General features: G+C 40.0%; 28 protein-coding genes. 5 read left to right on the forward strand and 23 right to left on the reverse strand.

Annotated features, from left to right (window positions below; translation table 11 throughout):
- Positions 1-17: 17 nt before the first annotated feature.
- The 10 genes from MKX73_RS18775 to MKX73_RS18820 all read right to left on the reverse strand — a co-directional run bounded on the left by MKX73_RS18775 (position 18) and on the right by MKX73_RS18820 (position 9,376).
- Entirely contained in the window at positions 18-446 is a 429-nt protein-coding gene (locus tag MKX73_RS18775; RefSeq protein ID WP_339171935.1) for a GatB/YqeY domain-containing protein, read from the reverse strand.
- 158 nt (positions 447-604) lie between these two features.
- Positions 605-1,258, reverse strand: a complete 654-nt coding sequence (gene phoU, locus MKX73_RS18780; RefSeq protein ID WP_340718762.1) for a phosphate signaling complex protein PhoU — start codon at positions 1,256-1,258, stop codon at positions 605-607.
- Positions 1,259-1,281: 23 nt separating this feature from the next.
- Positions 1,282-2,055: a phosphate ABC transporter ATP-binding protein PstB gene (gene pstB, locus MKX73_RS18785; RefSeq protein WP_340718944.1), complete on the reverse strand. Its 774-nt coding sequence runs from the start codon at positions 2,053-2,055 to the stop codon at positions 1,282-1,284.
- A 54-nt stretch (positions 2,056-2,109) separates the two neighbouring features.
- Positions 2,110-2,988 carry a phosphate ABC transporter permease PstA gene (gene pstA, locus MKX73_RS18790; RefSeq protein ID WP_340718763.1) on the reverse strand — a complete coding sequence of 293 codons (879 nt, stop codon included), beginning with the start codon at positions 2,986-2,988 and terminating at the stop codon, positions 2,110-2,112.
- 1 nt (position 2,989) lies between these two features.
- Positions 2,990-3,934, reverse strand: coding sequence for a phosphate ABC transporter permease subunit PstC (gene pstC, locus MKX73_RS18795; RefSeq protein ID WP_340718764.1), 945 nt, complete (start codon positions 3,932-3,934; stop codon positions 2,990-2,992).
- A 106-nt stretch (positions 3,935-4,040) separates the two neighbouring features.
- The gene (locus MKX73_RS18800; protein WP_340718765.1) at positions 4,041-5,012 is read right to left on the reverse strand and encodes a PstS family phosphate ABC transporter substrate-binding protein; all 972 of its coding nucleotides are present in this window, start codon (positions 5,010-5,012) and stop codon (positions 4,041-4,043) included.
- A gap of 160 nt (positions 5,013-5,172) precedes the next feature.
- The gene (locus tag MKX73_RS18805) at positions 5,173-5,586 is read right to left on the reverse strand and encodes a response regulator (RefSeq protein ID WP_340718766.1); all 414 of its coding nucleotides are present in this window, start codon (positions 5,584-5,586) and stop codon (positions 5,173-5,175) included.
- 53 nt (positions 5,587-5,639) lie between these two features.
- On the reverse strand, positions 5,640-7,850 hold the full coding sequence (locus MKX73_RS18810) for a peptidoglycan D,D-transpeptidase FtsI family protein (protein ID WP_340718767.1): 2,211 nt from the start codon (positions 7,848-7,850) through the stop codon (positions 5,640-5,642).
- 191 nt (positions 7,851-8,041) lie between these two features.
- Positions 8,042-8,485, reverse strand: coding sequence for a universal stress protein (locus MKX73_RS18815; RefSeq protein ID WP_340718768.1), 444 nt, complete (start codon positions 8,483-8,485; stop codon positions 8,042-8,044).
- Between the two features lie 132 nt (positions 8,486-8,617).
- A complete protein-coding gene (locus tag MKX73_RS18820) occupies positions 8,618-9,376 on the reverse strand; it encodes an SDR family oxidoreductase (RefSeq protein ID WP_340718769.1) in 759 nt (252 codons plus the stop codon).
- A gap of 152 nt (positions 9,377-9,528) precedes the next feature.
- On the opposite strand from MKX73_RS18820, the gene MKX73_RS18825 reads away from it, so the two are divergent.
- Complete coding sequence (locus MKX73_RS18825; protein WP_340718770.1) at positions 9,529-10,101, forward strand: TetR/AcrR family transcriptional regulator; 573 nt, start codon at positions 9,529-9,531, stop codon at positions 10,099-10,101.
- A gap of 55 nt (positions 10,102-10,156) precedes the next feature.
- On the opposite strand, the gene MKX73_RS18830 is transcribed toward MKX73_RS18825, so the two are convergent.
- The 3 genes from MKX73_RS18830 to MKX73_RS18840 all read right to left on the reverse strand — a co-directional run bounded on the left by MKX73_RS18830 (position 10,157) and on the right by MKX73_RS18840 (position 12,123).
- Positions 10,157-10,594, reverse strand: a complete 438-nt coding sequence (locus MKX73_RS18830; protein WP_340718771.1) for a DUF1801 domain-containing protein — start codon at positions 10,592-10,594, stop codon at positions 10,157-10,159.
- Between the two features lie 207 nt (positions 10,595-10,801).
- On the reverse strand, positions 10,802-11,407 hold the full coding sequence (locus MKX73_RS18835; RefSeq protein WP_340718772.1) for a superoxide dismutase: 606 nt from the start codon (positions 11,405-11,407) through the stop codon (positions 10,802-10,804).
- A 236-nt stretch (positions 11,408-11,643) separates the two neighbouring features.
- The gene (locus MKX73_RS18840) at positions 11,644-12,123 is read right to left on the reverse strand and encodes a DUF456 domain-containing protein (protein ID WP_340718773.1); all 480 of its coding nucleotides are present in this window, start codon (positions 12,121-12,123) and stop codon (positions 11,644-11,646) included.
- 145 nt (positions 12,124-12,268) lie between these two features.
- Between MKX73_RS18840 and MKX73_RS18845 the strand changes: the two genes are divergently transcribed.
- The 4 genes from MKX73_RS18845 to MKX73_RS18860 all read left to right on the forward strand — a co-directional run bounded on the left by MKX73_RS18845 (position 12,269) and on the right by MKX73_RS18860 (position 15,016).
- Entirely contained in the window at positions 12,269-12,775 is a 507-nt protein-coding gene (locus tag MKX73_RS18845) for a DUF1189 family protein (RefSeq protein ID WP_340718774.1), read from the forward strand.
- Between the two features lie 74 nt (positions 12,776-12,849).
- Positions 12,850-13,185, forward strand: a complete 336-nt coding sequence (locus tag MKX73_RS18850; protein WP_340718775.1) for a hypothetical protein — start codon at positions 12,850-12,852, stop codon at positions 13,183-13,185.
- A gap of 127 nt (positions 13,186-13,312) precedes the next feature.
- Positions 13,313-14,422, forward strand: a complete 1,110-nt coding sequence (gene ispG, locus MKX73_RS18855) for a flavodoxin-dependent (E)-4-hydroxy-3-methylbut-2-enyl-diphosphate synthase (protein WP_340718776.1) — start codon at positions 13,313-13,315, stop codon at positions 14,420-14,422.
- A gap of 18 nt (positions 14,423-14,440) precedes the next feature.
- Entirely contained in the window at positions 14,441-15,016 is a 576-nt protein-coding gene (locus tag MKX73_RS18860; RefSeq protein ID WP_340718777.1) for a 5' nucleotidase, NT5C type, read from the forward strand.
- Between the two features lie 75 nt (positions 15,017-15,091).
- On the opposite strand, the gene MKX73_RS18865 is transcribed toward MKX73_RS18860, so the two are convergent.
- The 10 genes from MKX73_RS18865 to MKX73_RS18910 form a co-directional block, all read right to left on the reverse strand.
- Complete coding sequence (locus tag MKX73_RS18865; RefSeq protein ID WP_340718778.1) at positions 15,092-15,904, reverse strand: C40 family peptidase; 813 nt, start codon at positions 15,902-15,904, stop codon at positions 15,092-15,094.
- Positions 15,901-16,689 carry a serine hydrolase gene (locus MKX73_RS18870; RefSeq protein ID WP_340718779.1) on the reverse strand — a complete coding sequence of 263 codons (789 nt, stop codon included), beginning with the start codon at positions 16,687-16,689 and terminating at the stop codon, positions 15,901-15,903. Before MKX73_RS18870 ends, MKX73_RS18865 begins: the two co-directional genes overlap by 4 nt.
- Position 16,690: 1 nt before the next feature.
- Complete coding sequence (locus MKX73_RS18875; protein WP_340718780.1) at positions 16,691-17,629, reverse strand: S66 peptidase family protein; 939 nt, start codon at positions 17,627-17,629, stop codon at positions 16,691-16,693.
- A 3-nt stretch (positions 17,630-17,632) separates the two neighbouring features.
- Positions 17,633-18,577: an oligopeptide/dipeptide ABC transporter ATP-binding protein gene (locus MKX73_RS18880; protein ID WP_340718945.1), complete on the reverse strand. Its 945-nt coding sequence runs from the start codon at positions 18,575-18,577 to the stop codon at positions 17,633-17,635.
- Positions 18,570-19,616: an ABC transporter ATP-binding protein gene (locus MKX73_RS18885; RefSeq protein WP_340718781.1), complete on the reverse strand. Its 1,047-nt coding sequence runs from the start codon at positions 19,614-19,616 to the stop codon at positions 18,570-18,572. Before MKX73_RS18885 ends, MKX73_RS18880 begins: the two co-directional genes overlap by 8 nt.
- Positions 19,617-19,631: 15 nt before the next feature.
- On the reverse strand, positions 19,632-20,618 hold the full coding sequence (locus tag MKX73_RS18890) for an ABC transporter permease (RefSeq protein ID WP_340718782.1): 987 nt from the start codon (positions 20,616-20,618) through the stop codon (positions 19,632-19,634).
- Complete coding sequence (locus MKX73_RS18895) at positions 20,618-21,562, reverse strand: ABC transporter permease (protein WP_340718783.1); 945 nt, start codon at positions 21,560-21,562, stop codon at positions 20,618-20,620. Before MKX73_RS18895 ends, MKX73_RS18890 begins: the two co-directional genes overlap by 1 nt.
- A 173-nt stretch (positions 21,563-21,735) precedes the next feature.
- Complete coding sequence (locus MKX73_RS18900; RefSeq protein ID WP_445783332.1) at positions 21,736-23,514, reverse strand: peptide ABC transporter substrate-binding protein; 1,779 nt, start codon at positions 23,512-23,514, stop codon at positions 21,736-21,738.
- Positions 23,515-23,568: 54 nt separating this feature from the next.
- Entirely contained in the window at positions 23,569-24,654 is a 1,086-nt protein-coding gene (locus MKX73_RS18905) for a dipeptide epimerase (protein WP_340718785.1), read from the reverse strand.
- 12 nt (positions 24,655-24,666) lie between these two features.
- A complete protein-coding gene (locus MKX73_RS18910; RefSeq protein ID WP_340718786.1) occupies positions 24,667-25,461 on the reverse strand; it encodes a M55 family metallopeptidase in 795 nt (264 codons plus the stop codon).
- Positions 25,462-25,760: the final 299 nt, after the last annotated feature.

Below are 25,760 nucleotides of genomic sequence, written 5' to 3' on the forward strand. Positions count from 1 at the left end.
TTTTCCAAGTTTTCGATTTAGGAAATAAGCGTTTTGACAACTTTTGAAATTGTCGCGCCATCTGCTTTTCCATCGAGTAATGGCTTTGCAATTTTCATTGCATCACCCATATTCATGCCTGAAGTAATACCTGCTGCCTGAAGCTCAGCTGAAATTTCTTCCTCTGTTAACTGTTTTGGTAAAAAGCTTTTTAAAATAACTAATTTTGCTTCTTCTTTTTCAATCAGGTCTGAACGGTCCGCTTGCTTTGCACCTTCCAGTGACTGGTTTGTCTGCTTAATTTCACGATTAATGACAGCAGTTTCTTCCTGTGGCGTCAATTCCGCGCCCTTTTCTTTTTCTGCAGCATCCAATGCGGACTTCACTAAAGTCAATACTCCTTTAGCTAATACATCCTTGTTTTTCATCGCTTGCTTTAATTGGTCAAATACAATTGTTTTTAACATGCTGTCTACCCCTTTACATCTAAATAAGTACTCAACTTATTTGAATTACCTATATTGTACCATGTACCCTTTCATTTCATAAATTATTCATAAACAAATTGTTGAAATAAATTTAAAAAATAAAAGCATAGGAAGTTTTCTCCCTATACTTTGAATGCTTAATTATTCAGCTCATAATGCTTCCCTTTTACAAGATAGAATAAATGTTCGGCAATATTGGTTGCGTGGTCTGCCGAGCGTTCGATACAACGGCATACGTAAGATAAACTCGTTACTTGCGATACTTGCTCACTCGAAACAGACAGCTTCATTAAATTACTGAGCGTATTGCCTGTTAATTCGTCGACCTCATCATCAAGATTTGCAATTTCTTTTGCCTTTATTGTATTTTCTTCAATAAAGGCATCGACAATTTGGCGCAGCATTAAAATCGTTTTATGGAACATTTCCTCAATCGGCTCCACGCTTGTAACAAACGGCGCTTTCCCGATTCGAATCGATTCCTTGGCGATATTTACCGCATGATCCCCGATTCGCTCCATATCCGATGCCGCTTTAATGACAACGATCAATCGTCGCAAATCAGTCGCTACAGGCTGCTGTTTTGCAATCAGTAAAATTACGCGGTCGTTAATTATTTCTTCCATCCGATTGATTTTCGGATCTGTATCAATTACCTGTAACGCTAAATCAATATCCTTTTTCAAAAAGGCTTTAAAAGATTCCTGTAATGCAAGAATACTTAAATCACACAGTTCCATTAAATCTTGCTGAACTGCTATTAGATCATGTTCAAAACGTTCACGGATCATCTTTATCATTCTCCTCTATCTCATTATCCGAATCGGCCGGAAATATAGTCTTCAGTACGCTGATCTGATGGTGTCGAGAAAATGATATCTGTCTTATCGAACTCCACGACTTCCCCGTTCAGGAAGAAGGCCGTTTTATCGGAAATACGAGCTGCCTGCTGCATGTTATGTGTCACGATGACGATCGAATACTGTTCTTTCATCTGCTGTACAAGTTCTTCAACTTTTAATGTTGAAATCGGGTCAAGAGCTGAAGTCGGCTCATCCATTAAAATGACATCCGGTTCGATTGCAAGGCAACGTGCGATACAAATACGCTGCTGCTGGCCACCTGATAAACCATAGGCATTTTGGTTTAGGCGGTCTTTTACTTCATCCCATATTGCTGCACCACGCAGTGACTTTTCGACAATTTCATCCAGAATTTTCTTGTTTTTAATTCCATGGATACGGGGTCCGTATGCGATATTATCATAGATTGATTTCGGAAACGGGTTTGGTTTTTGGAATACCATACCGACTTTTGTGCGAAGCTCCTCCACTTCATAGCCATTCGAAAATATATTGCGGCCACGGTAATTGATTTCTCCTGATGTACGTACAATCGGCACAAGTTCAACCATTCGATTCAATGCTTTTATATAGGTCGACTTCCCGCATCCGGAAGGACCGATAATTGCCGTCACTTCATTTTCCTTCATTTCCAGATTGATATCTTTTAAAGCATGGTGATCCCCATACCATAAATTAAAATTATTAGACTGCATGACATTCGCCTGATTCGTTTCGATGCCCATTGCAGGTCGATGCACATTATTTTTCGTTAAAAGTTGAACCATTCCATTTCACTCCTAATATCGTTTTTGGAATTTATTTCGGATAAAAATTGCAATGGAATTCATCGTTAACAGGAAAACCATTAATACGATGATTCCGGCAGATGCCACATACTGGAACGCTTCTTGCGGACGTTTTGCCCAGTCGAAAATTTGCATTGGCAATGCGGTAAATGTATCAAGATAATCAGTTGGTAAAAACTGTAATATTACCGGGATTCCGATTACGACTAATGGTGCTGTTTCACCGATTGCACGGGATAACGCTAAAATACTGCCTGTTAAAATTCCCGGAATAGCTGCCGGCAGCACAACCCGGACGATTGTTTGCCATTTTGTCGCACCCATTCCGTATGATGCTTCCCGCTGTTCATTTGGTACCGCGCGGATTGCTTCTTGTGCCGCCACAATAATGACCGGCAAAATAAGTAAACTCATCGTCAAACCTGCCGCTAAAATACTTTTCTCAAAGCCGAACAGTCGTACGAAAATTGTTAATCCCAGCAAACCGAAAACAATTGATGGTACCCCTGCCAAATTAGATATATTGATACGGATAAAATCATTCAATTTATTTTGCTTTGCATATTCTTCCAAATATAATGCTGTACTCACACCTAAAATTATCGAGACAGGAGCAACTACGCTCATCAGCCATAAAGAGCCAACCAACGCCGCTTTAATCCCTGCATTTTCAGGAATACGTGACGCGAAGTTTGTAATGAAATTTATATCTAAAAAACCAAGCCCCTGCGTCAAAATTCGATAAAGGAGCATCCCTAATGAAACAAGGGCAAAACTCGTGGCAAGAATGAAAATAATCTTCCATATTTTATTGGAAATGAGACGTTTATTCATTCGCTTCATTACTAAATCTTCTTGAATATAGCGCATATTAATACTCCTCTCGGAAGCGTTTTGAAATATATGTTGCGAGTAAATTCATCGCCAACGTGAAAATGAACAAAGTGAATCCTACCGCATAAATTGAGTAGTAAATTGTTGTCCCGTAACCGGCATCGCCTGTCGTAACTTGCACGATATAGGCTGTCATTGTTTGAATCGAATCCGTAAAGCCAAAGTCGAATTTTGGTGTAGATCCCCCTGCCAAGGAAACAATCATCGTCTCACCTATTGCCCGGGAAATACCTAATACGACAGAAGCGACAATTCCTGATAATGCGGCCGGCAGAACAACTTTAACCGCCACTTCGAATTTTGTTGCACCCAACCCGAGCGCACCTTCACGAATCGACCTTGGAACTGAGCTCATCGCATCTTCGGACATGGATGTAATCATTGGAAGTATCATGATTCCGACAACAATCCCAGGACTGATTGCGTTGAAAATTTTCAAATCGGGAATAACCGACTGTAAAATCGGTGTTATGAATGTTAAAGCAAAGAACCCGTAAACAATCGTCGGGACACCTGCAAGTACTTCCAGAATCGGTTTAATGATTTTTCGTACGCGTTCTGATGCATATTCACTCAGATAGATGGCTGCGCCTAAACCGAATGGCACCGCTACAATAATAGCAATCAGTGTTATTTTAAATGTCCCGAATATTAATGGTAATATTCCATACAACGGCTCCTTACCTGAAAATGGCAGCCATTCGGTACCAAATAAATAATCCGTAATCGACACTCGCGTAAAGAATTCAAATGTCTCGAATATTAGTGTAAAAACAATCCCAAACGTCGTAAGAACCGAAATCGTCGCTGCCAGAAATAACCCGAACGGTACTAACTTTTCGATTACTTTCTTTCCTTTGCGATTGCGCGAACGCTCGATTAATTGCTGAACACTGACTTGCTCCTGTTGTTTAAGAGCCATGTGCGAAAACTCCTTCCAGTCATCTATGTAAAATAAATCCATCATATTTTCATCATTAAAAAACGTGTGGGGCATGAGAGCCACCCCACACTATTAAACATCGAAATTATTTTAGTGCTTCTAACTCTTTTAAAGCTTCTTCATACTTTTCATCCGGCAAGCCGACATAGCCAACTACTTCTGCCATTTCACCTGCATTTTCAAGTGTGAATTTTATGAAGTCATATGTAGCTTCATTTTCCTTAACTGCACTGTTACTCACATAAACAAATAATGGACGTGATAATGGAGAATACTCGCCTGATTCGATTGTTTCGTTTGTCGGTTCCACTCCATCAACCGTTACAACTTGTAATTTATCTTTGTTTTCCAGATAGTACGCGTAACCGAAATAGCCGATTGCATTTTTATCAGCTGTTACCCCTTGTACTAGCACATTGTCATCTTCAGATAACGTTGCTGATTTAACGATGTCTTCACCGTCTAAAATAACTTCATCGAAGTAGTCATACGTACCTGAGTCAGAACCTGGTGAGTAGAACACGATTTCTTCTTCCGGCCATGACGGATCGATATCAGACCATTTTTTTGTAGTACCATCTTCAATCCAAATCTGTTTTAATTGTTCAACTGTCAGATCTTTTGCCCAAGTATTTTCAGGATGAACTACTACCGATAAACCATCGTAAGCAAGTTCAAATTCTGTATATTCTACCCCTGCGTTTTTCAGCTCTTCCACTTCAGTATCTTTGATTGGACGAGAAGCGTTTGAGAAATCAGTTTCACCATTGATGAATTTTTCGAAACCGCCGCCTGTACCAGATACACCAACTGCTACGCGTACATCTTTTTGTACCCCCGCGTATTCTTCAACTAATGCTTCTGTAATTGGAGCAACTGTTGACGAACCATCGCCTACTACATTACCTGTTAATTGTGCGCTGCCAGCTTCAGCCTGTTCTGTGTTTGTTTGAGCAGATGTAGACGTTTCATCATTATTCTCTTCTCCGCCACATGCTCCTAAAAGAATCGCTGAACCTAGTAAAGCTGTTGATGTTAAGTACTGCCACTTTTTCATTTGTAATTCCTCCGCTTGTTTAATAGATGTTTTTTCTTACAATTCCAACTATAGTGACAATTTATTAAGCTTATATAATTCAACGGTTAATTGAATGTAAAGCTTTGTAAACAAAAAAGACAATTTACAGGAAGTCCCTGCAAATTGTCTCATTTTCTTCTTATTGAATCTTTTTCACACTTTTTATGTTAATAAGTTTAATAGAATGTTCAGTAAATGTCGGTTTTTCCTTTTTCGTCTTTACTTTGTGTACATAAAGTAAAATTGTTTTCGCATCTTTTGGATGGGCATAGCCTTCAAACGTTGCATTATATAGTATTGAACCATCCCGTAAAGTAACCGTCGCCTTTTTAGCATCGACCAGCTCCCGTAAAAAGGGAAAGGCTTTCACATTCCGTTCACGTTCAGCACGGACTAGGCGTGGTTCAAGTATAAGCAGGAGTCCTTCAAAAATAATTATATAGACAACCGACATTAAGATTACGAGCCACGCCGGCATGTCCATTAATACTAAAATCGCTGCATTACTTAAGGCACCCAGGATGACGACAATATGTACAATCTTCTTTCTCATCAAATCTTCCCCTTAAAAAAAATCCCGTAGCCAGAAACTACGGGATTATCGTTTTATTCGTTTACTGTTTCGACTTCTTCGTCCTCATCCAGTTTTTCATCAGAATGCTTAATAATCGGTTTCTCTACTTTACTTGTAGACAGACCTTCTTCTGCATATTTATTTTTCAGTTCAAAATAGGAATCTACTAATTCACGGGCTGTTAAATTGGCCTGTGGTAAATAGTTATTTGTAAAGTTCGTTGTAGCCCATGGGAATATGATGGCATAGGCAATTTCAGGATCATCAAATGGTGCATAACCTACATGAACAATGTTGATCGTGTTTGTTTTCCATTTATCACGCTGCGGTCCATAGTAAACTACCTCGGCTGTACCAGTTTTACCAGCAGCAATATAATCCGCTGTTTCAAACTGACGACGGGCAGAACCATTTGCCCCGAAGTAAACTCGGCGCAGACCTTCTTGTACATGATCAATTTCCTGTTGGCTGTTTTCGATTTTATTCAAAATTTTAGGTGTCACTTCTTCCACAACTTGCCCTAAATATTCTCCATCTTTGGAAGGGTTGCGAATTTCTTTTAGCATTCTCGGTTGGATGCGGTAACCGTCGTTTGCAATTGTTGATATATATTGTGCCAATTGCATTGTCGTATACGTATCAAACTGGCCAATCGCCAAGTTTAATAGTTTTACATCCGTATCCGGGTCGGCCTGATACCCGGTAGACTCTCCCGGAAGGTCAATGCCCGTAGGTACACCTAGTCCAAACTGTGCATATTCATTTCGCATAGTCTGCAATGTTCCTGGTGCTAAACTAAAGCGCATACCAGGTGAATATGTCCGGCCGCCAATACCCATTGCAATTTTGAACATATAGACGTTTGATGAACGCTCTAATGCCGTTAAATCATTCAGCATGACACTACCAGTCTTGTTGAATAGTGTATTTAAGGTAATGTTACCGATTCGCATCGGTGAATCGAGCATGACAGTTCCCGGCTTAATAACGCCTTCATTGTAGCCCATTAAGACGGTTGCTGCTTTTACAGTTGACCCTGCTTCATATGCAGACGTAAATGTACCGTAGGAATAGTCGACAATATATGGTTTGCCAGTATCTTTATCTTTTTCTATTTTCTTGCCGACTACCGATAGAAGTTCCCCGGTTTTTGGATCCATTGCTACTAAAAAGCCGCGATCCAGTAACTGTGAACCACCTTTAGCCTTCAATTCCAATAAATACTTTTCCAAAATTTCATCAGCTTTTTGCTGGAGTTCCACGTCGATTGTTGTTACTAAATCTTTCCCGGGCTCCCCTGCAAAAGTCGTCATCGTTTCAACTACTTGACCTTTTTTATTCGTGATGTTTTTAACGACTGATTTTTCACCTTGCAGTATTTCTTCATACTGTGCTTCAAAATAACTTTCCCCAACACGGTCGTTACGAGAATAATCACGGGCCAAATAATAGTTCAGTTTCGATTTAGGTACACCTTTGCTCGGTACCGTAGTTCGACCTAAAATGGCCAATGGAGAAAGACGCACTCGTTTCCAATCGGTTGTCGTATTTACACCAGGCAGATCTGCCAGATGTTCTGAAACTCGGGCAAATTCTTCCGGAGTAACATTCTCGCCTTTAATAATCTGGGGCGATAAGTTATAGCCTGTCATCATTTCACGGTAAATTGCCAGAACTTCCAGGTCAAAATCGGAAAGTTGTTCCAGTTCTTCATCTGTAATACGATCCCGAATTCGTCGATCATATTCTTTATTGATTTCCTTCGTTTCTAAATCTTCATTTTCAAGTTGGAATTTCGTCATTTCCTTTTGTGTAACTTTTTCTTTCGCCTTTTCCGGATTCCGTAAAATCCAAAAATCCAGTTTATCTCGATGCGTTACTTTTTCTGTCGGCTGCTCGATAATATGTGCAAGTTTTTCTGCAATTTCAAGCATTTCAGCGGATTTTGTCGTTTGCATTTTTGTATAGGTAATCGCATTTTCTGGTTGATTATCAACTAAAATACGACCATAGCGGTCAAAAATACGGCCACGGGGTACACTTGTATTCACCCGTACTTCTTCTGTACGCTCTAATGCGCGCACATAATCTTCACCTTTTACAATTTGTATATATCCTAGACGGAAAATCAGTAATGAGAACAAAACAAATATTGAAAAGAAAAGGACATTCATCCGAAAAGTTAAACTTGCACGTTGCTTTGCCTTCGGATTTTGCTGACGATTTTGCGTAATTTTGCGCAAAGAACACTTCCCCTTCCTTACTTTATGTAGCGTGTACATGAATGTATAGTCATAGCTTTTAGTATAACACTGAAATCTCTGCGAAAAAAGAGTTCAGATTTTAATTATTCATCTTTTAGACGGCTGAGATTTTATAAAGTTTCATAAAAAAAGAAGCTTCACGTAAATTAATGTGGAGCTTCGACATTTTATTAAGTATTTCTTACAACAAGGACGTCACAGCGGGCATTTCTTAAAATCCCTTCTGATACGGAACCTAGGAAAAATCGTGCTAATTCGCCTTTTCCTGTTACACCGCAAATAATCAGATCAATTTCTTCCTGCTGAGGGATATCGCGTGCGATAACATGTTTAGGTGTCCCGTACTCAATAATTTTTTTTATGTTTGTAAACCCTGCCTGCTGCGCTTTTTTCTCAAATGAATCTAAAAGATCCTTTTTGTTATTCGTAAATTTTTCCGCCATCTCAAAGTTATAGCCTTCTGAAAATGCAAAGGAACGAGTATCGATTACATGAACAATATACAGCCTACTTCCGACATTATCCTGTGCAAGTTGCACAGCTCTTCTAAAAGCAATCCGTGACTCATTCGTTTCATCCACGGCAACTAGTATATTTTTGTACGTCATGCTCATTTATTCCTCACCTCTTTATACATTATTCATAAGTAGCATAGTTTAGGTGTACTTACGACTATATAGGTAAGAATTAAATATGTAAAAAAGGCTCTGTAACCGAAGTTACAAAGCCTTGTATAAAATATATGCCTAATAAGCTGTCCAACCAGCATCCGCTGTAATAATTTGACCGTTGATGAAACTTGAATCTTCCGAACCTAAAAATACTGCCAATTTCGCGATTTCATCCGGATTTCCGACACGTGGAATCAGTGCAGAACCTTTTTGCTGCTGGCCGGCACCGTATTGGCTGATATTTTGCATCGACTGTTGGATATTTGTCATAACAGCACCTGGTGCGATTCCGTTTACACGAATACCGGATTGAGAGAACATGAATGCGGTATTTTTTGTTAAACCGACAACAGCATGTTTCGAAGCAGTATATGCTGCACCTGCACGACCACCGTTTAACCCGCCAGCTGAAATATTATTTACAATAACACCATGACCTTGTTTTAAGAACATATCTGTTGCAATACGCATTGACTTCATAACAGAAGTAGTATTAACAGCGAAAATCATGTCCCAGCGTGCATCTGTAATTTCATTGACAGGCTCAAATCCGTCCATGATGCCTGCATTGTTTACTAAAATATCTAGCTGACCGTAATTTTTAATAGTAGCGTCAAATAATTTTTGCAAGTCTTCATCTTTCGTTACGTTTGTTGCGATCGCAAAAGACGTGCCACCGTTTGCAGTAATTTCATCCGCAACTGTTTTTGCGCCTTCTTCATTTAAATCCGAAACTACTACTTTTGCGCCTTCTTTTGCATATGCTTCCGCGATTGCTTTCCCCATCCCAGAAGCGGCACCTGTTACGATTGCTACTTTATCCTGTAATTTCATTATAAATCTCTCCTTAGAAAATAGAAGTTATTGTACATCTGTTCAATAAAAATTATAATGGAAAGCAAATTAATGTACAAACAACAGCTATTTAGTATTCCGTACATTATCCAACACTTTTTATTAATCTGTTCATTAAAGGGGAAATTTTTATGGACTTACGTGTTAAGAAGACACATGACAGCCTGCAAAGAGCACTTCTTATTCTGCTGAATCAGAAATCTTTGGAGAATATTACGGTAGCAGAAATTTGCCGAATTGCAGAAATTAACCGTGGAACATTCTATTTGCACTATAAAAATATCCACGGAGTATTTGAACGTTATTTCAATGACATCGTGAAAGATTTAAAGTTTTCGTACGATTTTCCATATGATGTGACGCAAGATAATTTATCCATGCTTACACCTGAAATGATTCAAATTTTTCACCATGTCAAAAAGCATGAAGCATTTTACCGTATTGTTTTTGATGAAAAAACGCCGATGCTCTATTACCACAAATTATTAGAGACCATCCGTTCATTTATATTGGAATCGCATTTAGAAGAAATCGGGCATATATCCGACCAGCAGCTTGAATATTTGGCCAGCTATACAGCAAATTCGATTATGGGCATCCTTATTCAGTGGCATAAGGAAGATTATGTACTTGCACCCGAGACATTAAACAAATATATTTACGATTTTTATCGCTTGAACGAAACTTTGAAAAAGAATATATAGTCTTATCGCCAAAAAAGAACAAACAACGAAAAAGCTTCATTGTTTGTCCTACATTTTATTTCTGTACTTCACTTTCATAGGTAGCAATCCACTGATCTACTGTTAGTTTTTTGCTCAGTTCCCCTATCAGGTCATATGGGATATGTTTAGTCGAAGTCCAGCGAATACAGCTTTTCCCCATATTCAGCTTTGTTGGTACCGTTTCGGCATAGGCTTTCTGAAACCACTCGAGAAGTTCCGGATCACTGTATATCCCCATATGATATAACCCGATATGGCGCTTTTGTGGAGCAAGCGCCAAAAACGGCAATGGTGTGTTCGGTGTTACATGGTACCCTTTTGGATAGGTTGTTAATGGTACATTATATACGATCATATTCCGGTCAATTGACTTTTCAAAACCTGGCGGCAAGTTTTCATCAATTGTTTCCATTAATTTTATATAAGCCCCATGCCATTTCTCATCAATTTGTGCGACAAATTCATCAAACATCCACAGCACCCCAATTCTGTTTATTATTTTGAGCGTAGCAGAAAACTGTAAAAAAATACATAAAAAACGCATGGAAGTAATGAAACTTCTCATGCGTTTTACGTTTAAAGTATTTTGTACCTGCCGCGTTGCTTTCGGTACAATTTAGCTTTAATTATTTTGCAGCTTGAAACTATCCGTTTAGAATATAGTTAATTCTTCGCGCTATTATTTAGCTGCTTGGAATTTAGCTTCTACTACGTCCCAGTTCACTACGTTCCAGAATGCACCGATGTAGTCTGGACGACGGTTTTGGTAGTTTAAGTAGTATGCGTGCTCCCAAACGTCTAAGCCTAGGATTGGTGTTTTGCCTTCCATTACTGGAGAGTCTTGGTTTGGAGTTGAAGTAACAGCTACACCGTCACCATCAACGATTAACCATGCCCAACCTGAACCGAAACGAGTTGTTGCAGCTTTTGCGAATTCTTCTTTGAAAGCATCAAATGAACCGAATTTCGCATCAATTGCAGCAGCTACTTCACCTACTGGAGTGTTAGAACCGCCTGGAGCGATTAATTCCCAGAATAATGTGTGGTTAGCATGTCCGCCACCGTTGTTGCGTACAGCAGTTTGTTTGTCAGCTGGTAAAGCATCGATGTTAGAGATTAACTCGTTGATGTCTTTGTCAGCATATTCAGTACCTTCTACTGCTGCGTTTAAGTTTGTTACGTAAGTATTGTGGTGTTTAGAGTGGTGAATTTCCATTGTTTTTGCATCGATATGTGGTTCCAATGCGTCGTAAGCGTAAGTTAATTCTGGTAATTTGAATGCCATGATAATATTCCTCCCTGGAACAAGTAATTAATGTTGATTACAATACTAGGTTATCAAAAAATGATTCCTCATTCAATGAAAAAAACAGTAATATTTGCATTTCAGTCTTTTGACGGAAAGGCTCGGGTTACCTGTCTTACCTGTTGTTTGTAATCTTTCCATTACTAGTGTAAGCGATACTTGTTTGATTTTACAAATATTTGCTCTTCATTAATTCAATCTGTTTCAATCCAAAACTAAATCGCAATAAAAAACAAGACAATCATCACTACTTGAATAGTCCCTTTAGTTACGACCGATGTCAAAAATCCTACAACAGAACCAACACCGACTTTAATCGCCTGCTGTAAATTGCTCCGTGTCACAATCAACTCACCAATGATCGCACCGATAAACGGTCCAGCGATAATACCTGCAAACGGGATAACAAATGGTCCGATCAGTAAACCGATCGTACTTCCCCACATCCCAGCTTTTGATCCGCCGAATTTTTTTACTCCGATCAGATTCGATATTGTATCCGCCGCAAATAACAATGCAACAAAAAGTAGTTCGATTACCCAGAACCACCAAGGCAATTCGGTAAAACTATAAAACAGCCCATAAACGATAAACCCGCCAAGCAAAAATAAGACGGATGGGATAATCGGATATACTAAACCGATAAACGCGATAATAAACAGTACAATAATAAGTGTCCATGCAATAATATCCACTTCATTCACATCCTTTCTAATCTTCTTCCTATTATGTTTTCACAAATTATACGTAATGTACGAAGAAAAGATTCAATTTGATTTTCCGAGTTCAATTCACATTTTTTTCATGTTACACTACTTTTTAAAGGAGCATTCGATTATTATGAAAATTTCACATATGCAGTTATTTATACATAGTTTAACGAAACCGAAAAAACTGGGTGCGTACCGAATTCTATCAATCGGAAAGGTGATGCAGTACGCCTTTTTAATGATTACCCTCATTACCGCTTTTTCATTCGGCCAATTTATCAATGCCGGGACAGCCGAAATTTTCGGCTATTCGGAAATTGAGCAGTATGCCGAGGATATTCAGTGGATTGTTTATCCGATTGCTGTTGTGTTTTTATTCGTACTGAATACGTCGATCTATTTTATTAAAGTAAGTTTATATGCACTGGCAGGTCAATTTTTCATTAAGCCGATGAGACGCCGCGGTGAATATCGTCAAGTATGGCGTACAGCTGTTTTTGCAAGTACGTGGGGCACATTATTAATGATTTTCGGAAATCTGTTTATAATCTCACAAACCGTTGTGACACTTATTGGTATTTTTATTACAATGTTCTTTATAATCGTTGCCTTAACAAAATATCCCGTACAAAAATAATAAATCCTCCTTCTGAATCATATAGTTTAACAATCTATTAACGAGTTAAATTGTAGAGATAAGGAGGATTTTTTTTGCGCTTTTTAATAGCTTCCATTGTTCTTTTGCTGTTTGCATTTGTCATTAAAGTAGATTTACAGGAAGGTACGCTCCCATTAGCATCCTTTTATGCTGAACCCCAATCATGTGAGGAGGGTGAACAAGGAAGCTATGTTGTCGTAAAAATCCAGCAGGACGATACAATTTACAGCCTATTTTCAGCAACTCCCTCGCCTATTAAAACTACTTTCCCTGAAAGACTTGCGAAATTTTACCAACTCAATCCGCACTTAAATTTACAGCCACTTGTACCAGGAGATACTGTCCTCATCCCAATCATCTCGAACGAGAAGGAAAACTGTCTAAATTGAATTCATAATGTTTCTTCCTTGTTCTTCTTTTCATACACTGATAAAATAAGGAACAGTGACGGCTTACATATCGTTATATCTATTGGAGATGTAACACATTAAAAGCCTGAAAAGGAGAGAATTTTTCATGAGTGAAATCGTTCACCGTACGAAAACACGTCCTGTGCGTGTCGGTAACTTAACAATTGGTGGGAACAACGAAGTCGTAATCCAAAGTATGTGTACGACGAAAACACATGATGTAGAAGCAACAGTTGCCGAAATTAAACGTTTGGAAGAGGCAGGTTGTCAGATCGTACGTATTGCAGTACCGGATGAGCGTGCTGCAAATGCAATACCTGAAATAAAAAAACAAATTAATATCCCATTAGTAGCGGATATTCACTTTGATTACAAATTAGCATTAAAAGCCATTGAAGGTGGCATCGATAAAGTACGTATCAACCCGGGTAACATCGGGCGCCGCGAAAAAGTAGAGGCAGTTGTAAATGCGGCGAAAGCAAAAGGTATACCAATCCGAATCGGTGTTAACGCCGGTTCTTTAGAGCGTCATATCCTCGAAAAATACGGTTACCCTACAGCAGATGGAATGGTAGAATCTGCATTGCACCACATTAAAATTTTAGAAGACCTGGATTTCCATGACATTATCGTTTCGATGAAAGCATCGGACGTAAACCTGGCTATCGAAGCATATGAAAAAGCATCAAAAGCATTCAATTATCCACTGCACTTAGGTATTACAGAATCAGGTACATTATTTGCCGGTACTGTTAAATCAGCTGCCGGTTTAGGTGCGATTTTATCTAAAGGCATCGGTAATACGTTACGTATTTCATTATCTGCAGATCCAGTGGAAGAAATTAAAGTAGCCCGTGAATTATTAAAATCATTTGGCTTGGCATCAAATATGGCGACATTAATTTCTTGTCCAACTTGCGGCCGTATCGAAATTGATCTGATTTCAATTGCGAATGAAGTAGAAGAATATATTTCAAAACTGAATGTTCCGTTAAAAGTGGCTGTTCTAGGCTGTGCGGTAAACGGTCCTGGTGAAGCACGTGAAGCGGATATCGGTATTGCCGGTGCACGTGGTGAAGGGCTTCTATTCATGAAAGGTAAAACAGTTCGTAAAGTTCCGGAAGAAACAATGGTGGAAGAACTGAAAAAAGAAATCGATAAATTAGCTGCTGAAATGGTAGCACAGCGCGAAGCAGAAGCTAATGCAACTGTGTAAAGAAATGAGGTAATGGAAATGGCAAACTTAAAACATCGGTTCGGCATTGATATTGACGGAACAGTTACATGTCCTGCCACATTGATTCCACATATTAATAAACAGTACAATATTAATATGACGCTACAAGATGTAACGGAATATGATTTTTTAAGTGGTTTTCCGCACCCTGTAGACCGTGCACAGTTTCAGGCCTGGTTTAAAGAAAACGAGCCGCGAATGTATGAAGTGAGCGAGCTTGCTGCGGATGCGCACCGCATTTTAACAGCCTGGCAAAACCAGTATGAGCTTTACTATATTTCTGCACGTGGAGAAAATGTTTTCGATATTACGAAAAACTGGTTTGATCAGTTTAAAGTACCATACGACCATATCGAATGTATCGGCAGTCATAACAAAATTGCCATCGCAAAAATGCATGCGGTAGAAGCTTTTTTCGAAGACAAGCATGATAATGCAGTGGAAATTGCCGAAGAGCTTAAAATCCCTGTCATTTTGTTCGATACACCGTACAATCAAATGCCTGTACCAAATAACGTTATTCGCGTTAATAATTGGGTAGAAGCAAACGATTGGGTTCTTAAAAACTTTTAATTGAATAAACCAATTTCCATGAAAAAGGGTCAACTCAGAGTAATCTAGCTGAGTTGACCCTTTATTTATTTTTTCTTAAAAAATACTGCCGTACTCTGTAATCGTTGTCGCCAAGTCTTCACGGTAATTCCCGTGCTGCAAGTTAAGGCTATTCACATTGACTTCGTTCCCGCCTAGCGAGGAATGAATATACTCGTCATTACCGATATACATTGCTACATGGCCAGGGAAGAAAATGAGATCTCCGGGCTTTAAGTTGTCTCCTTCTATTTTCCTTAACGGGAAACCTTCCTCTATTTTCGCATCACGGTAAATATAAGCACCATTCAGCATATATGCCATCGATACAAGACCTGAACAGTCAATGCCTAAAGGCGTCTTTCCTCCCCAACGGTAAGGTGTTCCCATATAGCGAAAAGCAGTTTCCACGACTTGCTTGCGAAATACCTCTTCATTTGTCGTATACACTTTAACACGGTCCTGAATCCAGGCCGAGCGCACATACCCTACTTCACCTGTAACAAGCTGCACTTTTGCCCAAGCTGGATCAAGTCCTGCTTCCAGTACAACTTTAATAAAAGCGCCCCGTGTCAATGTAAGGATGTTTTCACTTTGAATTTCAGGAGCTTTAAGGACATCGGCAAAACTTTGTATAACGACATCATTTGCTTCATATACCCAGTTTACAGTAGGTTCACTTCCAAGATGCAAGTCGGATTTTAGTGTATAGCCTTCGTAACGGTAAAATGTTCGTACTTTAACCCAATTTTCATCAACTTCTTCTTGTACTTCGACCGGCATCCCGTATAATACCTCATCGATTAACTCTGAATGTCGGTCTGGTGCTGCATGTAAACTCGCTATCTTTGTTTTTACAACGGCATTCAATCGAGTCCCTCCTCCAGTTTTGTAAAATGATCATAGACGATTTTAGAAATAGTCCCAATCGTTTGTCTCGCGTTTTCATTGTCCGTCACTTCTGTAATGAAAACTCCGATAAAATAATCTCGTTCTTTCGCAAAAATAATTCCAGCGTCATGGTCGACAGCATCGAGTCCGCCTGTTTTATGCGCCATTTTCACATCATCTACGATATAGCGTTTGAGTGATTCGTGACTGCGCTGCCTGCTTAAAATATCGAGTGCCACCGAATTCCATTCCTTTGTCAGCAGCGTACCCCTATATATTTGCCGGAAAAGGTGCTGCATGTCCCGCGCTGTTGTTTCATTATCAAAGCCGAGCTTTTGACGTTCAAAATCCATCATCTTCCGCTGGACCCGGGTATTATGTAATCCGATTTCTTTAAAATAGTTGTTGATTGCATCCATTCCTAATAGATCAATACATACGTTCGTTGCTGTATTGTCACTCGTAATCGTCATCCAAAGTAATAGCTCATGCAGGGTTGCCCGGGTTTGCCCCTGCTCAGTTATCACACTGAAGTCAACCATATTTTCCGGTGCAATTTCGCAAATGCGATTCAAATTGCCGTCCGTTTTTTGCAGATGAGCCAAAATAGCTATGAGAATCGGAACTTTGATAATACTTGCACTGCTGAAAATTTCCTCGTCCCGACTTTTCCAGACTATATCGTTTGTATTGTAATCTTCGACAATGACATGTATTTTATATGGGCACTGTGCAATAATGCGATCAAGTTGTTCATGCATCATACTAACCTACAACCCGAATTGATTTTTTCGTCGCATCCATTGTGACGGTTTTACCGAGCGGCAATGACATCGTCGGCAGCACATGACCACATGTTACATCTTTTATTATTGGAATATTCAAAGGCAATAAAATTTCTTCAAATACCGTATCCAAACTCAAATTATTTTCTGCATTATTTACATCCATCGGCCCGCAATCGGTCCAAGCACCCAGTAAAATACCTGACAGCTGCCGAAGTTTCCCCGATAATGACAGTTGTGTCAGCATCCGGTCAATCCGTTGCACATTTTCATCGATGTCTTCCAAAAATAGAATTTTGCCGTTCAGATCAATCTCATAAGGTGTCCCCAGAGATGCTGCCACAAGTGTTAAATTACCTCCAGCCAGCTCGCCGGTAGCAGTGCCGGGAAAAACCGTGTTCATATTCTGGCCCTTGGCATTTTCCAGGAAATAATCACTCCATCCCGTATTTGTCACACTATTGATGAAATACTTCCATGTATAATCATCCATTTCAGGCTTAATAAATTCAGTTGACGGCATCGGTGTATGGTACGTTACAAAACCGCAGTGCTGATTGAATACAATATGCAGTGCTGTCACATCACTATAGCCTGCAAATACTTTCGGGTTTTCTTTAATCATCTCCAGATCAAGCATCGGTAAAATCCGTGTCGCCCCATAGCCTCCGCGAATACAAAAAATACCGTCGATTTCAGGATTTCTGAACATGTCGTTTAATTCTTTTGCGCGCAGCTCATCACTGCCTCCAAAATAACCGTGTCGCGCTCTGCAGGTTTCCCCTACAACTACACGGAAACCGAGTTGCTCCACTGCCTGGATCGCCCGTTCAATCCGATGTTCAGGCGTTGCTCCGGATGCGCTGATTAATGCTACAGTATCGCCTTTTTTCAGTGACTTCGGAATTGTCATTGCCATCGCCTACACTCCACTTCCGGCAAGCACTGCCCGATACTGCGCCTGCTCTTCTTGATTGGCCAATACGAAATGTCCTTCTTCAATTTCAACAAATTCGGGTGGGTCCATTTCATACTGATGGACAGTCGGATCATACACTTGCAGTTTTTTTCTGCGTTCTTTCAGCGGATTCGGTTCCGGTACAGCTGCCAGTAATGCCTTAGTATAAGGATGCAGCGGATTGTTGAACAGCTTTTCCGTTTCACCGAGTTCAACGATTTTCCCTTTATAAATGACCGCCGTACGATCTGTAATAAAGCGGACAATCGACAGGTCATGAGCAATAAATAAATATGTTAACTCACGATGTTCCTGTAAGCTGGACAATAAGTTCAATACTTGGGCACGAATTGAAACGTCCAGTGCAGAGATCGGTTCATCTGCTACGATAAATTCCGGTTCCATGACTAGTGCTCTTGCAATACCGATCCGCTGACGCTGCCCGCCTGAAAACTCATGCGGAAAACGCGATGCAAATTCCGGCAGCAGTCCGACTTCCAGTAATGCTTTTTTAACTTTATCGATCCGCTCCTGTTCATTGCTGTATCTTTTATTATTGATCAGGCCTTCCGAAATAATATAGTCAACCTTTGCCCGTTCATTTAAAGATGCGCCCGGGTCCTGGAAAATCATTTGAATCTTTTGTGTAATTTCGCGGTCCCATGCACTGGATATCCGGCCATTAACCGGTTTTCCATGGAATAGAATTTCTCCGTTTGTTATCGGGTTAATGCGCATAATCGCACGGCCGATTGTCGTTTTTCCCGAACCGGATTCCCCTACAAGCCCGAATGTTTCCCCTTTATATATATCGAAGCTCACATTATCTACCGCTTTGAACTGTTTTTTACCTTGTCCAAAAACGATATCAATATTTTTCACTTCAATCAGTTTTTCTCTATTAGTCATTTGCATATTGTCTCCCTTCTGCGAAAAAGGCTTGCAGCACTTCAGGAGGCTCTACTTTCGGTGCCTTTGGATCAAGCAGCCACGTTCGTGCATAATGGGTATCGGTCACTTTGAAAAAAGGTGGACGTTCAACAAAGTCGATTTTGAGTGCATACTGATTCCTCGGTGCAAATGCATCCCCTTTAATTTCTTTAAATAAGTTCGGCGGTGTTCCTTTAATCGAATACAATTCTTGGCCTTTGTTTCCTAATTGAGGAAGTGATGAAATCAAGGCCCATGTATACGGATGTTTCGCGTCAAAAAATACTTCCTCAGTCTGTCCAACTTCAATAATATCCCCTGCATACATAACCGCAATTCTGTCGGCGACTTTTGCAACGACACCTAAATCATGCGTAATATAAATTGTCGACAGCAAATACTTCTCCTGCAAATTTGTTAACAGCTGGAGGATTTGTGCCTGGATTGTTACATCGAGTGCGGTTGTCGGCTCATCACAAATAAGGATTTGCGGATTGCAGGCAACAGCAATTGCGATGACGATGCGCTGACGCATCCCGCCTGAAAATTCATGCGGGTATTGCTTATAGCGGCGTGCAACATCATGAATTCCCACATCGCGCAGCAGCTGTAATGTTTTTTCATACGCATCATTTCCTTTTAGCCCTTGATGCAGTACGACACTCTCTTCAATTTGTTTTCCGATTGTTTTCAGCGGATTAAGCGATGTCATCGGGTCCTGTGTCACCATGGCAATTTTTTTGCCGCGAACTTTCAGCCAGTCCTTCTCTGTTTTAAACTTCGATAAATCATGTCCGTCAAAGTGGATTTGTCCATTCGCAATATAGCCGTTTTTATCAAGCAGACCCATGATGGATTTAACTAACACGGATTTCCCTGAACCGGATTCCCCTACGATTGCAAGACTTTCTCCTTTATATAAATCGAGCGAAATATCACGGATAGCCGTCAATGTTTGTCCACGCAGTTTAAATTTTATGACTAGATTTTCGATGGATAATATTTTTTCCTGTTCCATATAACGCCCTCCTCCTTAAACGTGATTTTTCGGATCTGCCGCATCTGCAAATGCATTCCCGATAATATAAAAGGCAATCGTAATGACACTTAGCACGATACTTGGGAAAATAAGCTGATAACGTAAATCCGGCGACATCATCAGTACGCGCCCTTCATTGATCAAGTTTCCTAATGATGGTTCACTAACCGGCAACCCTAGTCCGATATATGTTAAAAACACTTCCGCACCAATTGCAGCCGGCACCGCTAAACTCATTCGCAGCATAATAACCGAAATTAGATACGGGAGCAGGTTTTTCAAGATGATTTTATAACCCGGTGTTCCTAATGTTTTGGATGCCAGATTGTACTCACGATCGCGCAGGATGACGATCTGATTTCGCAGGAAGCGTGCCATTTCAACCCAGCCTGTAATACACATGGCGATAATGATCGTCGATACGCCTGGTCGTAAAATATACGCCATCAAAATCAGCACAATTGTTGTCGGAATGTTATCCACGATATTGTATAGCTGGGTGATCGGTGCTTCGAGTTTTCGCGAATAGCCCCATAAAGCCCCAACTGTAAAACCGATCAGCACTTCGATAATTGCTACAGCAAAACCGATAAATAAAGACGTTCTTGTACCTTCCCAAATTCGGGACCATAAATCCTGACCGATGGAGTTTGTCCCAAAAATATATTCATCATTTGGTGCAACATTCCGGTCCTGCATTCCTGTATCCGGATTCAAGTAAATTTGAGTCGGTGATTTCTGATCTGGTAAATAAGGTTGGACAAATGTAAATGCAATCAAGACGATGACAAAAACAAGCAAAAATACAGCAATTTTATTTTTCCTGAAGGAGCGGAAGGTCGAACGCCAATAAGAGTAATTGGAATAAGCTGTTTCTTCCGCTTTTGCATCATCGACAGCGGCAAAGTCAAACATATGATCATGCAGCTGTTCTGTTGATTTTTCCGAAATATTCTGAATCTCTTTCGTGAAAATTCCCATTAGCGTACACTGTCCCCTTTCCCTAGTTTAATTCGAGGGTCAACAATTGCCATCAGTAAGTCCCCCAAAATTAAACCAATGATCCCTAGTGAAGAAAATACAAGCACTAAACCTTGTACGACATTATTATCCTGACGCTGGATCGCATCTACGAGCAATCCACCCATACCTGGAATCGAAAATAATGATTCAATGTAAATCGAACCGGTAATCGTAAATAAAATCGTTGCAGGTAAATATTGCGCCATCGGGATGAACGCATTTCTCATCACATGGCGGAACATAATCGTACGTTCTGTCACACCTTTTGCACGAGCCAGCTTAATATAATCCTTGTTCAGCTCATCTACCATATAGCGTCGCATCCACATTGCATAAGAAGCAATCGGACCAAGTGCCAAACAGATTAACGGTAAAATGAAACTCCGCGGGTTATATTCATCAAACAGCATCGGCAAGTTGAACCATTCCGAAATATACATTTGAATCATAAGGAAATACACCATCGCCGGAACTGCTACTACAATAACGATATAGCCTGTGCCGAGCCGGTCGAGCCAGCGTCCTTTAAACTGGGCCATCAAAATACCCAACGGTACACCAACTAATAAAGACAGCGCTACAGCACCTAATCCAAACAATATAGAATACATCATTTTATCCTGAATAATGTCAAGTACTGGTACATCTGTGCGGTATGTAATCGATTTTCCTAAATCACCCTGAATAAGGTCGATGTAGAAGTTTTTAAGTTGGACTAATAACGGATCCCGTAAGCCCAGATTTGTTAAATAAATCTCCTGTTGTTCTGCCGACATTTTTTCTGCTGCTGCACCTAAATAGCCTTCATCAGGCATTAATCGTAACAGGGAGAAAACTATTGTCACGATGATAAATAACGTAAATATGGATTGCGCGAATCGTTTCGCAATATACTTTAACAAACACGTTCCCTCCTCAGTATTTCCTCGGCGTAATGACGTCCGGTGTCTTGTCTGTCGCTAGTGCTCATTACCCCTTATTGAACCCGTAGGTCGAATAAAGTTATAAAAGCAGAAAGGAGATGCAGAAACATCCTGTCATCTCCTAATCTACCTCCATTTAAAATGCCTTCGTATTAATTAGAAGTGTTTGCTAATGCTTCCGCACGTTCTTTTTCCCATGCTTCTTTAGCAGACTTGAATTCTTCATTACTCATTGGCTTTTCTAGGATAGACTGACCTTTAAACTTCTCGGATGTAACACCAAATGGCGAATATTGTGATTCAAATGGATTCAATTTTGAAGCAGTGTAACCGCCGCCGCCTACAGCGTACGGAATAACAAATGCTTCTTCAATTAAAAATGCCTCTGCTTTTGCAAATAGCTCATAACGCACTGCCGGATCCACTTCTGCTTTTGCTGCTTCGACTAGCTTGTTATATTCACTGTTATAACCTTCTGCCATTTCCGGCTTGTTATATGTTCCGCCTTCTGTAAATGGATCTGTATATGTTGACGGGTCAGCAAAGTCCGGACCCCAGTTTGCTTCGATCATCGAGAACTTACCAGGACGACGGATTTCACCAAGGAATCCTGTCGCAGGACCTGCATAAAGCTCCACATCGATGTAATCAGCACCTAATAGGTTTTCAAGCTGCTGTTCCACTACTTGTGAACGGTTTGCCCATTCCGGTGAACCAGAGTTGTAAGGTAATAATACCTTAACCGGGAATGTTGCTTTACCAGCTAATGCAGCCAATGCAGCTTCTTTATGTTCAAGCGCTAAATCTTTGTTAAATGAATCTGTTTCTGTGATTGCTTTTAATGGCTCAAGCATTGTGTAATCTACACCCTCAACATCAACAAAGTTCTTTGGTGTAATTGTATTTGACAATAAATCTTGTGGATTGTAAGGCTCGATTGTTAACATCGCCGATACACGGTCAAGCGCATGATAAAGCGATTTACGGAAATCTTTATTGTTCACTGCCACTTTCCAGTTTTCAGGCTCATACTCTGCATCATATTGCGGATCGAAGTTTAATGCATAGAAGTATGTGTAGAAGTTGTTTGTGTTTTGACGTACTAAATCTTTTTTGTCGTCACTGTTTAACCATTCATCTAAAATGGACGTCGGAATCAATGCCCCATCAATCTCATCACGTAAGAACAGTTCAGGTGCAACTGTTGCTGCTTCTTTATTGTACTTATAGCGGATACGATCGATTTTCACTGTTTCCTTATCCCAGTAAGCATCGTTTTTCACAAGTACACGCTCATTTTGAGGTTCGAATTTATCTAAAATATATGCGCCGTTATATAAAATATTCTCGCGAGTCGTTCCAAATGCATCGCCTTTTTCAGCTAAAAATTCCCCGTTTACCGGGAAGAAACATACATAGTTCAGCATCGATAAAAAGTATGGCGTCGGGGCTTCCAATGTATATTCAAGCGTTGTTTCATCAATCGCTTTAATACCTACTTGAGAGAAATCCGTTACTTCACCGTTATAGAAGGCATCACCGTTTTTCACGACTGTTGCAATCCATGCTGTCGATGATTCGTTTTTCGCATCAAGTACATAATTTAAACCGTCTACAAAGTCCTGTGCCACAACATTTTCTACATCTTTACCTTCATGGTCTACCCACTTTACATCATCACGAAGTTTGAATGTCCATACAGTCGCATCTTCATTGGATTCCCAGCTTTCTGCTAATCCTGGCTTCACGACTCCGTATTGGTCATATTCTATTAATCCTTCAACTAAATTCGCCGATAAAGCAAATTCATTTGTTTCTGCTGTTTTTAAATAGTTCAGCGTTTTAATTTCACCTGAGTACACTGTTCGATATTCCGATGTTTCACCGGATTCCGATGAATCACCACAAGCTGCCAGTACGAGTACAAACATACAAAGTAACGCTAACAAAGATTTTTTCAAAGTCATTTCCCCCAATTCTTTTTTCTATCTGGCTAAGTAAGCCTCTATTAATAACCCGATACCGGGAGCATCGGTCATCTGAATATTTTCCCCTTTGAAGATCGGCCCCCCTTCAATTGGATCTTCAATGCACAAACTTGGTCCATCTAAATCGACCATTGTGATATTTTTGCTCGCTGCGGCAAAGTGCGCAGCTGCACTGACACTTATTTTTGTTTCGAGCATACAGCCAATCATACAAGCAACACCATTTGCCTCCGCAATGTGGTTAATTTGCTGCGCTTTGGAAATACCCCCTGTTTTCATCAGCTTAATATTTATTAAATCCGCGGCCCGCTTTTCAATGACCTCGATCGCTTGCTTTGGAGAAAATACACTTTCGTCCGCCAAAATATTTGTATACGTATTGCTTGTGACATATTGCATGCCCTTTACATCACTGTAGTGTACAGGCTGTTCTACGAGCTCAATATCTGCCCCTTTATCTTCAAGCTGTCCAATGATTTTTACAGCTTCTTTTGCTGTCCAACCTTGATTGGCATCAACTCTTAATGTAGTATCAGGTCCTACCGCTTTTCGGATAGCCATAACCCGTTCAACATCTTCTACAGGATTTTTCCCCACTTTCACTTTTAAAATGGAAAAGCCCCGTTTGACAGCCGCTAAACTGTCTTTCACCATTTCATCCGTACCATTTACACTAATCGTAATGTCCGTTGTAATGTTCTTCCGGTAGCCTCCCAGCAATTTATAAAGAGGGGCATTGTATTGTTTCGCCCATAAATCATAAAGCGCAATTTCGACCGCCGCTTTAGCACTTGTATTCTGGTAGAGAGACGCATCGATCTTTTGACAAAGCAGTGCAATCTCATCAATTTCAATTCCGATAATCGATGGTGCGATCACTTCTTCTATCGCATAGCGGATTGATGAAAGTGTCTCGCCAGTAATGACATGGGTCGGCGCAGCTTCACCAATGCCGATTAGCCCGTTGTCGGTATAAATAAAGACCGCGATATTTCGTATACTATGTACTGTACGTAGTGCTGTTTTAAATGGGGTAATAAGAGGTGCCTCGACTAGCCCCACCTCAACTTTTGATATTTTCATAAATTCACCTGCTTAAGTTAAAAATTGTAACAGTCTCAACACTTCAAAATAATCGTTCGTTTCGTACTGGACTGTATTATGCGGTTTAAACGTTGCGCCTGGGTAAAATGAATTGCGGTAGGCTTTAATATGATCCTTGTAAATTATTTCTACCGTAAAGTGTTTCGGCAATTCTATTAGAAGCTTTGAACGTTCAATCTTCATTGCCTGTTCTACAAGACGTTTTGTCTGTTTTAATGTCGTTTGCGGGCTTACACTAATCGTTGCATGACCGACTCCCTCTTTTGTCGCGAATGTGATGATTCGGTCATTGTATCGGGAGATATGTTCTGTCAAAGCCTGATCTCCGCTGACAAAAGCAACCGGTACATCATGGAGGGCAGCTGCATATGTATTTATTAAAAATTCACTGGCATATTCCCCGTTTATTTTGATATCCGCCAATAAGCTCAATGTATGTGCAAGCGGGTTCTTCTCACTGCCACCTTCACTGTGGTAGCCAATAAATATCGCCCGGTCAAAACTGCTGTCCAATCCTGCAACCATGCACATCGGCTCTTGGGTCCAGCCGCGAATGACTTTAACATTCTCCGGCAAGTTTTCTATAAGAATATTGCGGCCGGAATCATGTGCATCTTTCAGTAAAATTTCAGTAGCCCCACCTGCAAAGGCTCCATCAATTGCGGCTAGCACTTCTTTTGTCATTTGTTTTTGAAACTGGGCGTAATCAGGAGCGCTCAGTTCGGTTTCACTCCATACCGTTGTGCCCGTGATGCCCTCAATATCAGCACTTATATATACTTTCATATATAGTGATTTTCCTTTCATCATGTATTTCATTAACCAGTAGAGAATAACATTTTCGAAGATTTAGATTTTTCAGTCTTTTATTTATAATCTATAAAATACCATACTTATTTCGATTGTGGAAGTTTTTTCTAATAGTTTTTTTAATAAAATATTAAAATTGTAAATCGCTAAAACCTTAGATTAATCGCGTTATTTCAAAAATTTCAAAACATATTATCCCAATGGTTATTATATTTTCATAAGAAAAAGACCTTTTACATAGAAACGCTGTAAAAGGCTGAGAAAAATTACTTATG

The organism is Solibacillus sp. FSL W7-1436 (genome assembly GCF_038007305.1).
Classification (GTDB): Bacteria; Bacillota; Bacilli; order Bacillales_A; family Planococcaceae; genus Solibacillus.

Bases quoted from the DNA above. Each gene is read 5' to 3' on its own strand.
- pstA (WP_340718763.1), bottom strand. From the start codon at position 2,988: ATGCGCTATATTCAAGAAGATTTAGTAATGAAGCGAATGAATAAACGT.
- MKX73_RS18845 (WP_340718774.1), top strand. From the start codon at position 12,269: ATGAAAATTTCACATATGCAGTTATTTATACATAGTTTAACGAAACCG.
- MKX73_RS18905 (WP_340718785.1), bottom strand. From the start codon at position 24,654: ATGAAAATATCAAAAGTTGAGGTGGGGCTAGTCGAGGCACCTCTTATT.
- MKX73_RS18830 (WP_340718771.1), bottom strand. From the start codon at position 10,594: ATGTTTGATGAATTTGTCGCACAAATTGATGAGAAATGGCATGGGGCT.
- MKX73_RS18875 (WP_340718780.1), bottom strand. From the start codon at position 17,629: ATGGCAATGACAATTCCGAAGTCACTGAAAAAAGGCGATACTGTAGCA.
- MKX73_RS18775 (WP_339171935.1), bottom strand. From the start codon at position 446: ATGTTAAAAACAATTGTATTTGACCAATTAAAGCAAGCGATGAAAAAC.
- MKX73_RS18860 (WP_340718777.1), top strand. From the start codon at position 14,441: ATGGCAAACTTAAAACATCGGTTCGGCATTGATATTGACGGAACAGTT.
- MKX73_RS18900 (WP_445783332.1), bottom strand. From the start codon at position 23,514: ATGTTTGTACTCGTACTGGCAGCTTGTGGTGATTCATCGGAATCCGGT.
- ispG (WP_340718776.1), top strand. From the start codon at position 13,313: ATGAGTGAAATCGTTCACCGTACGAAAACACGTCCTGTGCGTGTCGGT.
- pstB (WP_340718944.1), bottom strand. From the start codon at position 2,055: ATGGGCATCGAAACGAATCAGGCGAATGTCATGCAGTCTAATAATTTT.
- MKX73_RS18800 (WP_340718765.1), bottom strand. From the start codon at position 5,012: ATGAAAAAGTGGCAGTACTTAACATCAACAGCTTTACTAGGTTCAGCG.
- MKX73_RS18910 (WP_340718786.1), bottom strand. From the start codon at position 25,461: ATGAAAGTATATATAAGTGCTGATATTGAGGGCATCACGGGCACAACG.
- MKX73_RS18870 (WP_340718779.1), bottom strand. From the start codon at position 16,689: ATGATGCATGAACAACTTGATCGCATTATTGCACAGTGCCCATATAAA.
- MKX73_RS18815 (WP_340718768.1), bottom strand. From the start codon at position 8,485: ATGAGCATGACGTACAAAAATATACTAGTTGCCGTGGATGAAACGAAT.
- MKX73_RS18835 (WP_340718772.1), bottom strand. From the start codon at position 11,407: ATGGCATTCAAATTACCAGAATTAACTTACGCTTACGACGCATTGGAA.
- MKX73_RS18885 (WP_340718781.1), bottom strand. From the start codon at position 19,616: ATGGAACAGGAAAAAATATTATCCATCGAAAATCTAGTCATAAAATTT.
- MKX73_RS18825 (WP_340718770.1), top strand. From the start codon at position 9,529: ATGGACTTACGTGTTAAGAAGACACATGACAGCCTGCAAAGAGCACTT.
- MKX73_RS18820 (WP_340718769.1), bottom strand. From the start codon at position 9,376: ATGAAATTACAGGATAAAGTAGCAATCGTAACAGGTGCCGCTTCTGGG.
- MKX73_RS18805 (WP_340718766.1), bottom strand. From the start codon at position 5,586: ATGAGAAAGAAGATTGTACATATTGTCGTCATCCTGGGTGCCTTAAGT.
- pstC (WP_340718764.1), bottom strand. From the start codon at position 3,934: ATGGCTCTTAAACAACAGGAGCAAGTCAGTGTTCAGCAATTAATCGAG.
- MKX73_RS18880 (WP_340718945.1), bottom strand. From the start codon at position 18,577: ATGACTAATAGAGAAAAACTGATTGAAGTGAAAAATATTGATATCGTT.
- phoU (WP_340718762.1), bottom strand. From the start codon at position 1,258: ATGATCCGTGAACGTTTTGAACATGATCTAATAGCAGTTCAGCAAGAT.
- MKX73_RS18890 (WP_340718782.1), bottom strand. From the start codon at position 20,618: ATGGGAATTTTCACGAAAGAGATTCAGAATATTTCGGAAAAATCAACA.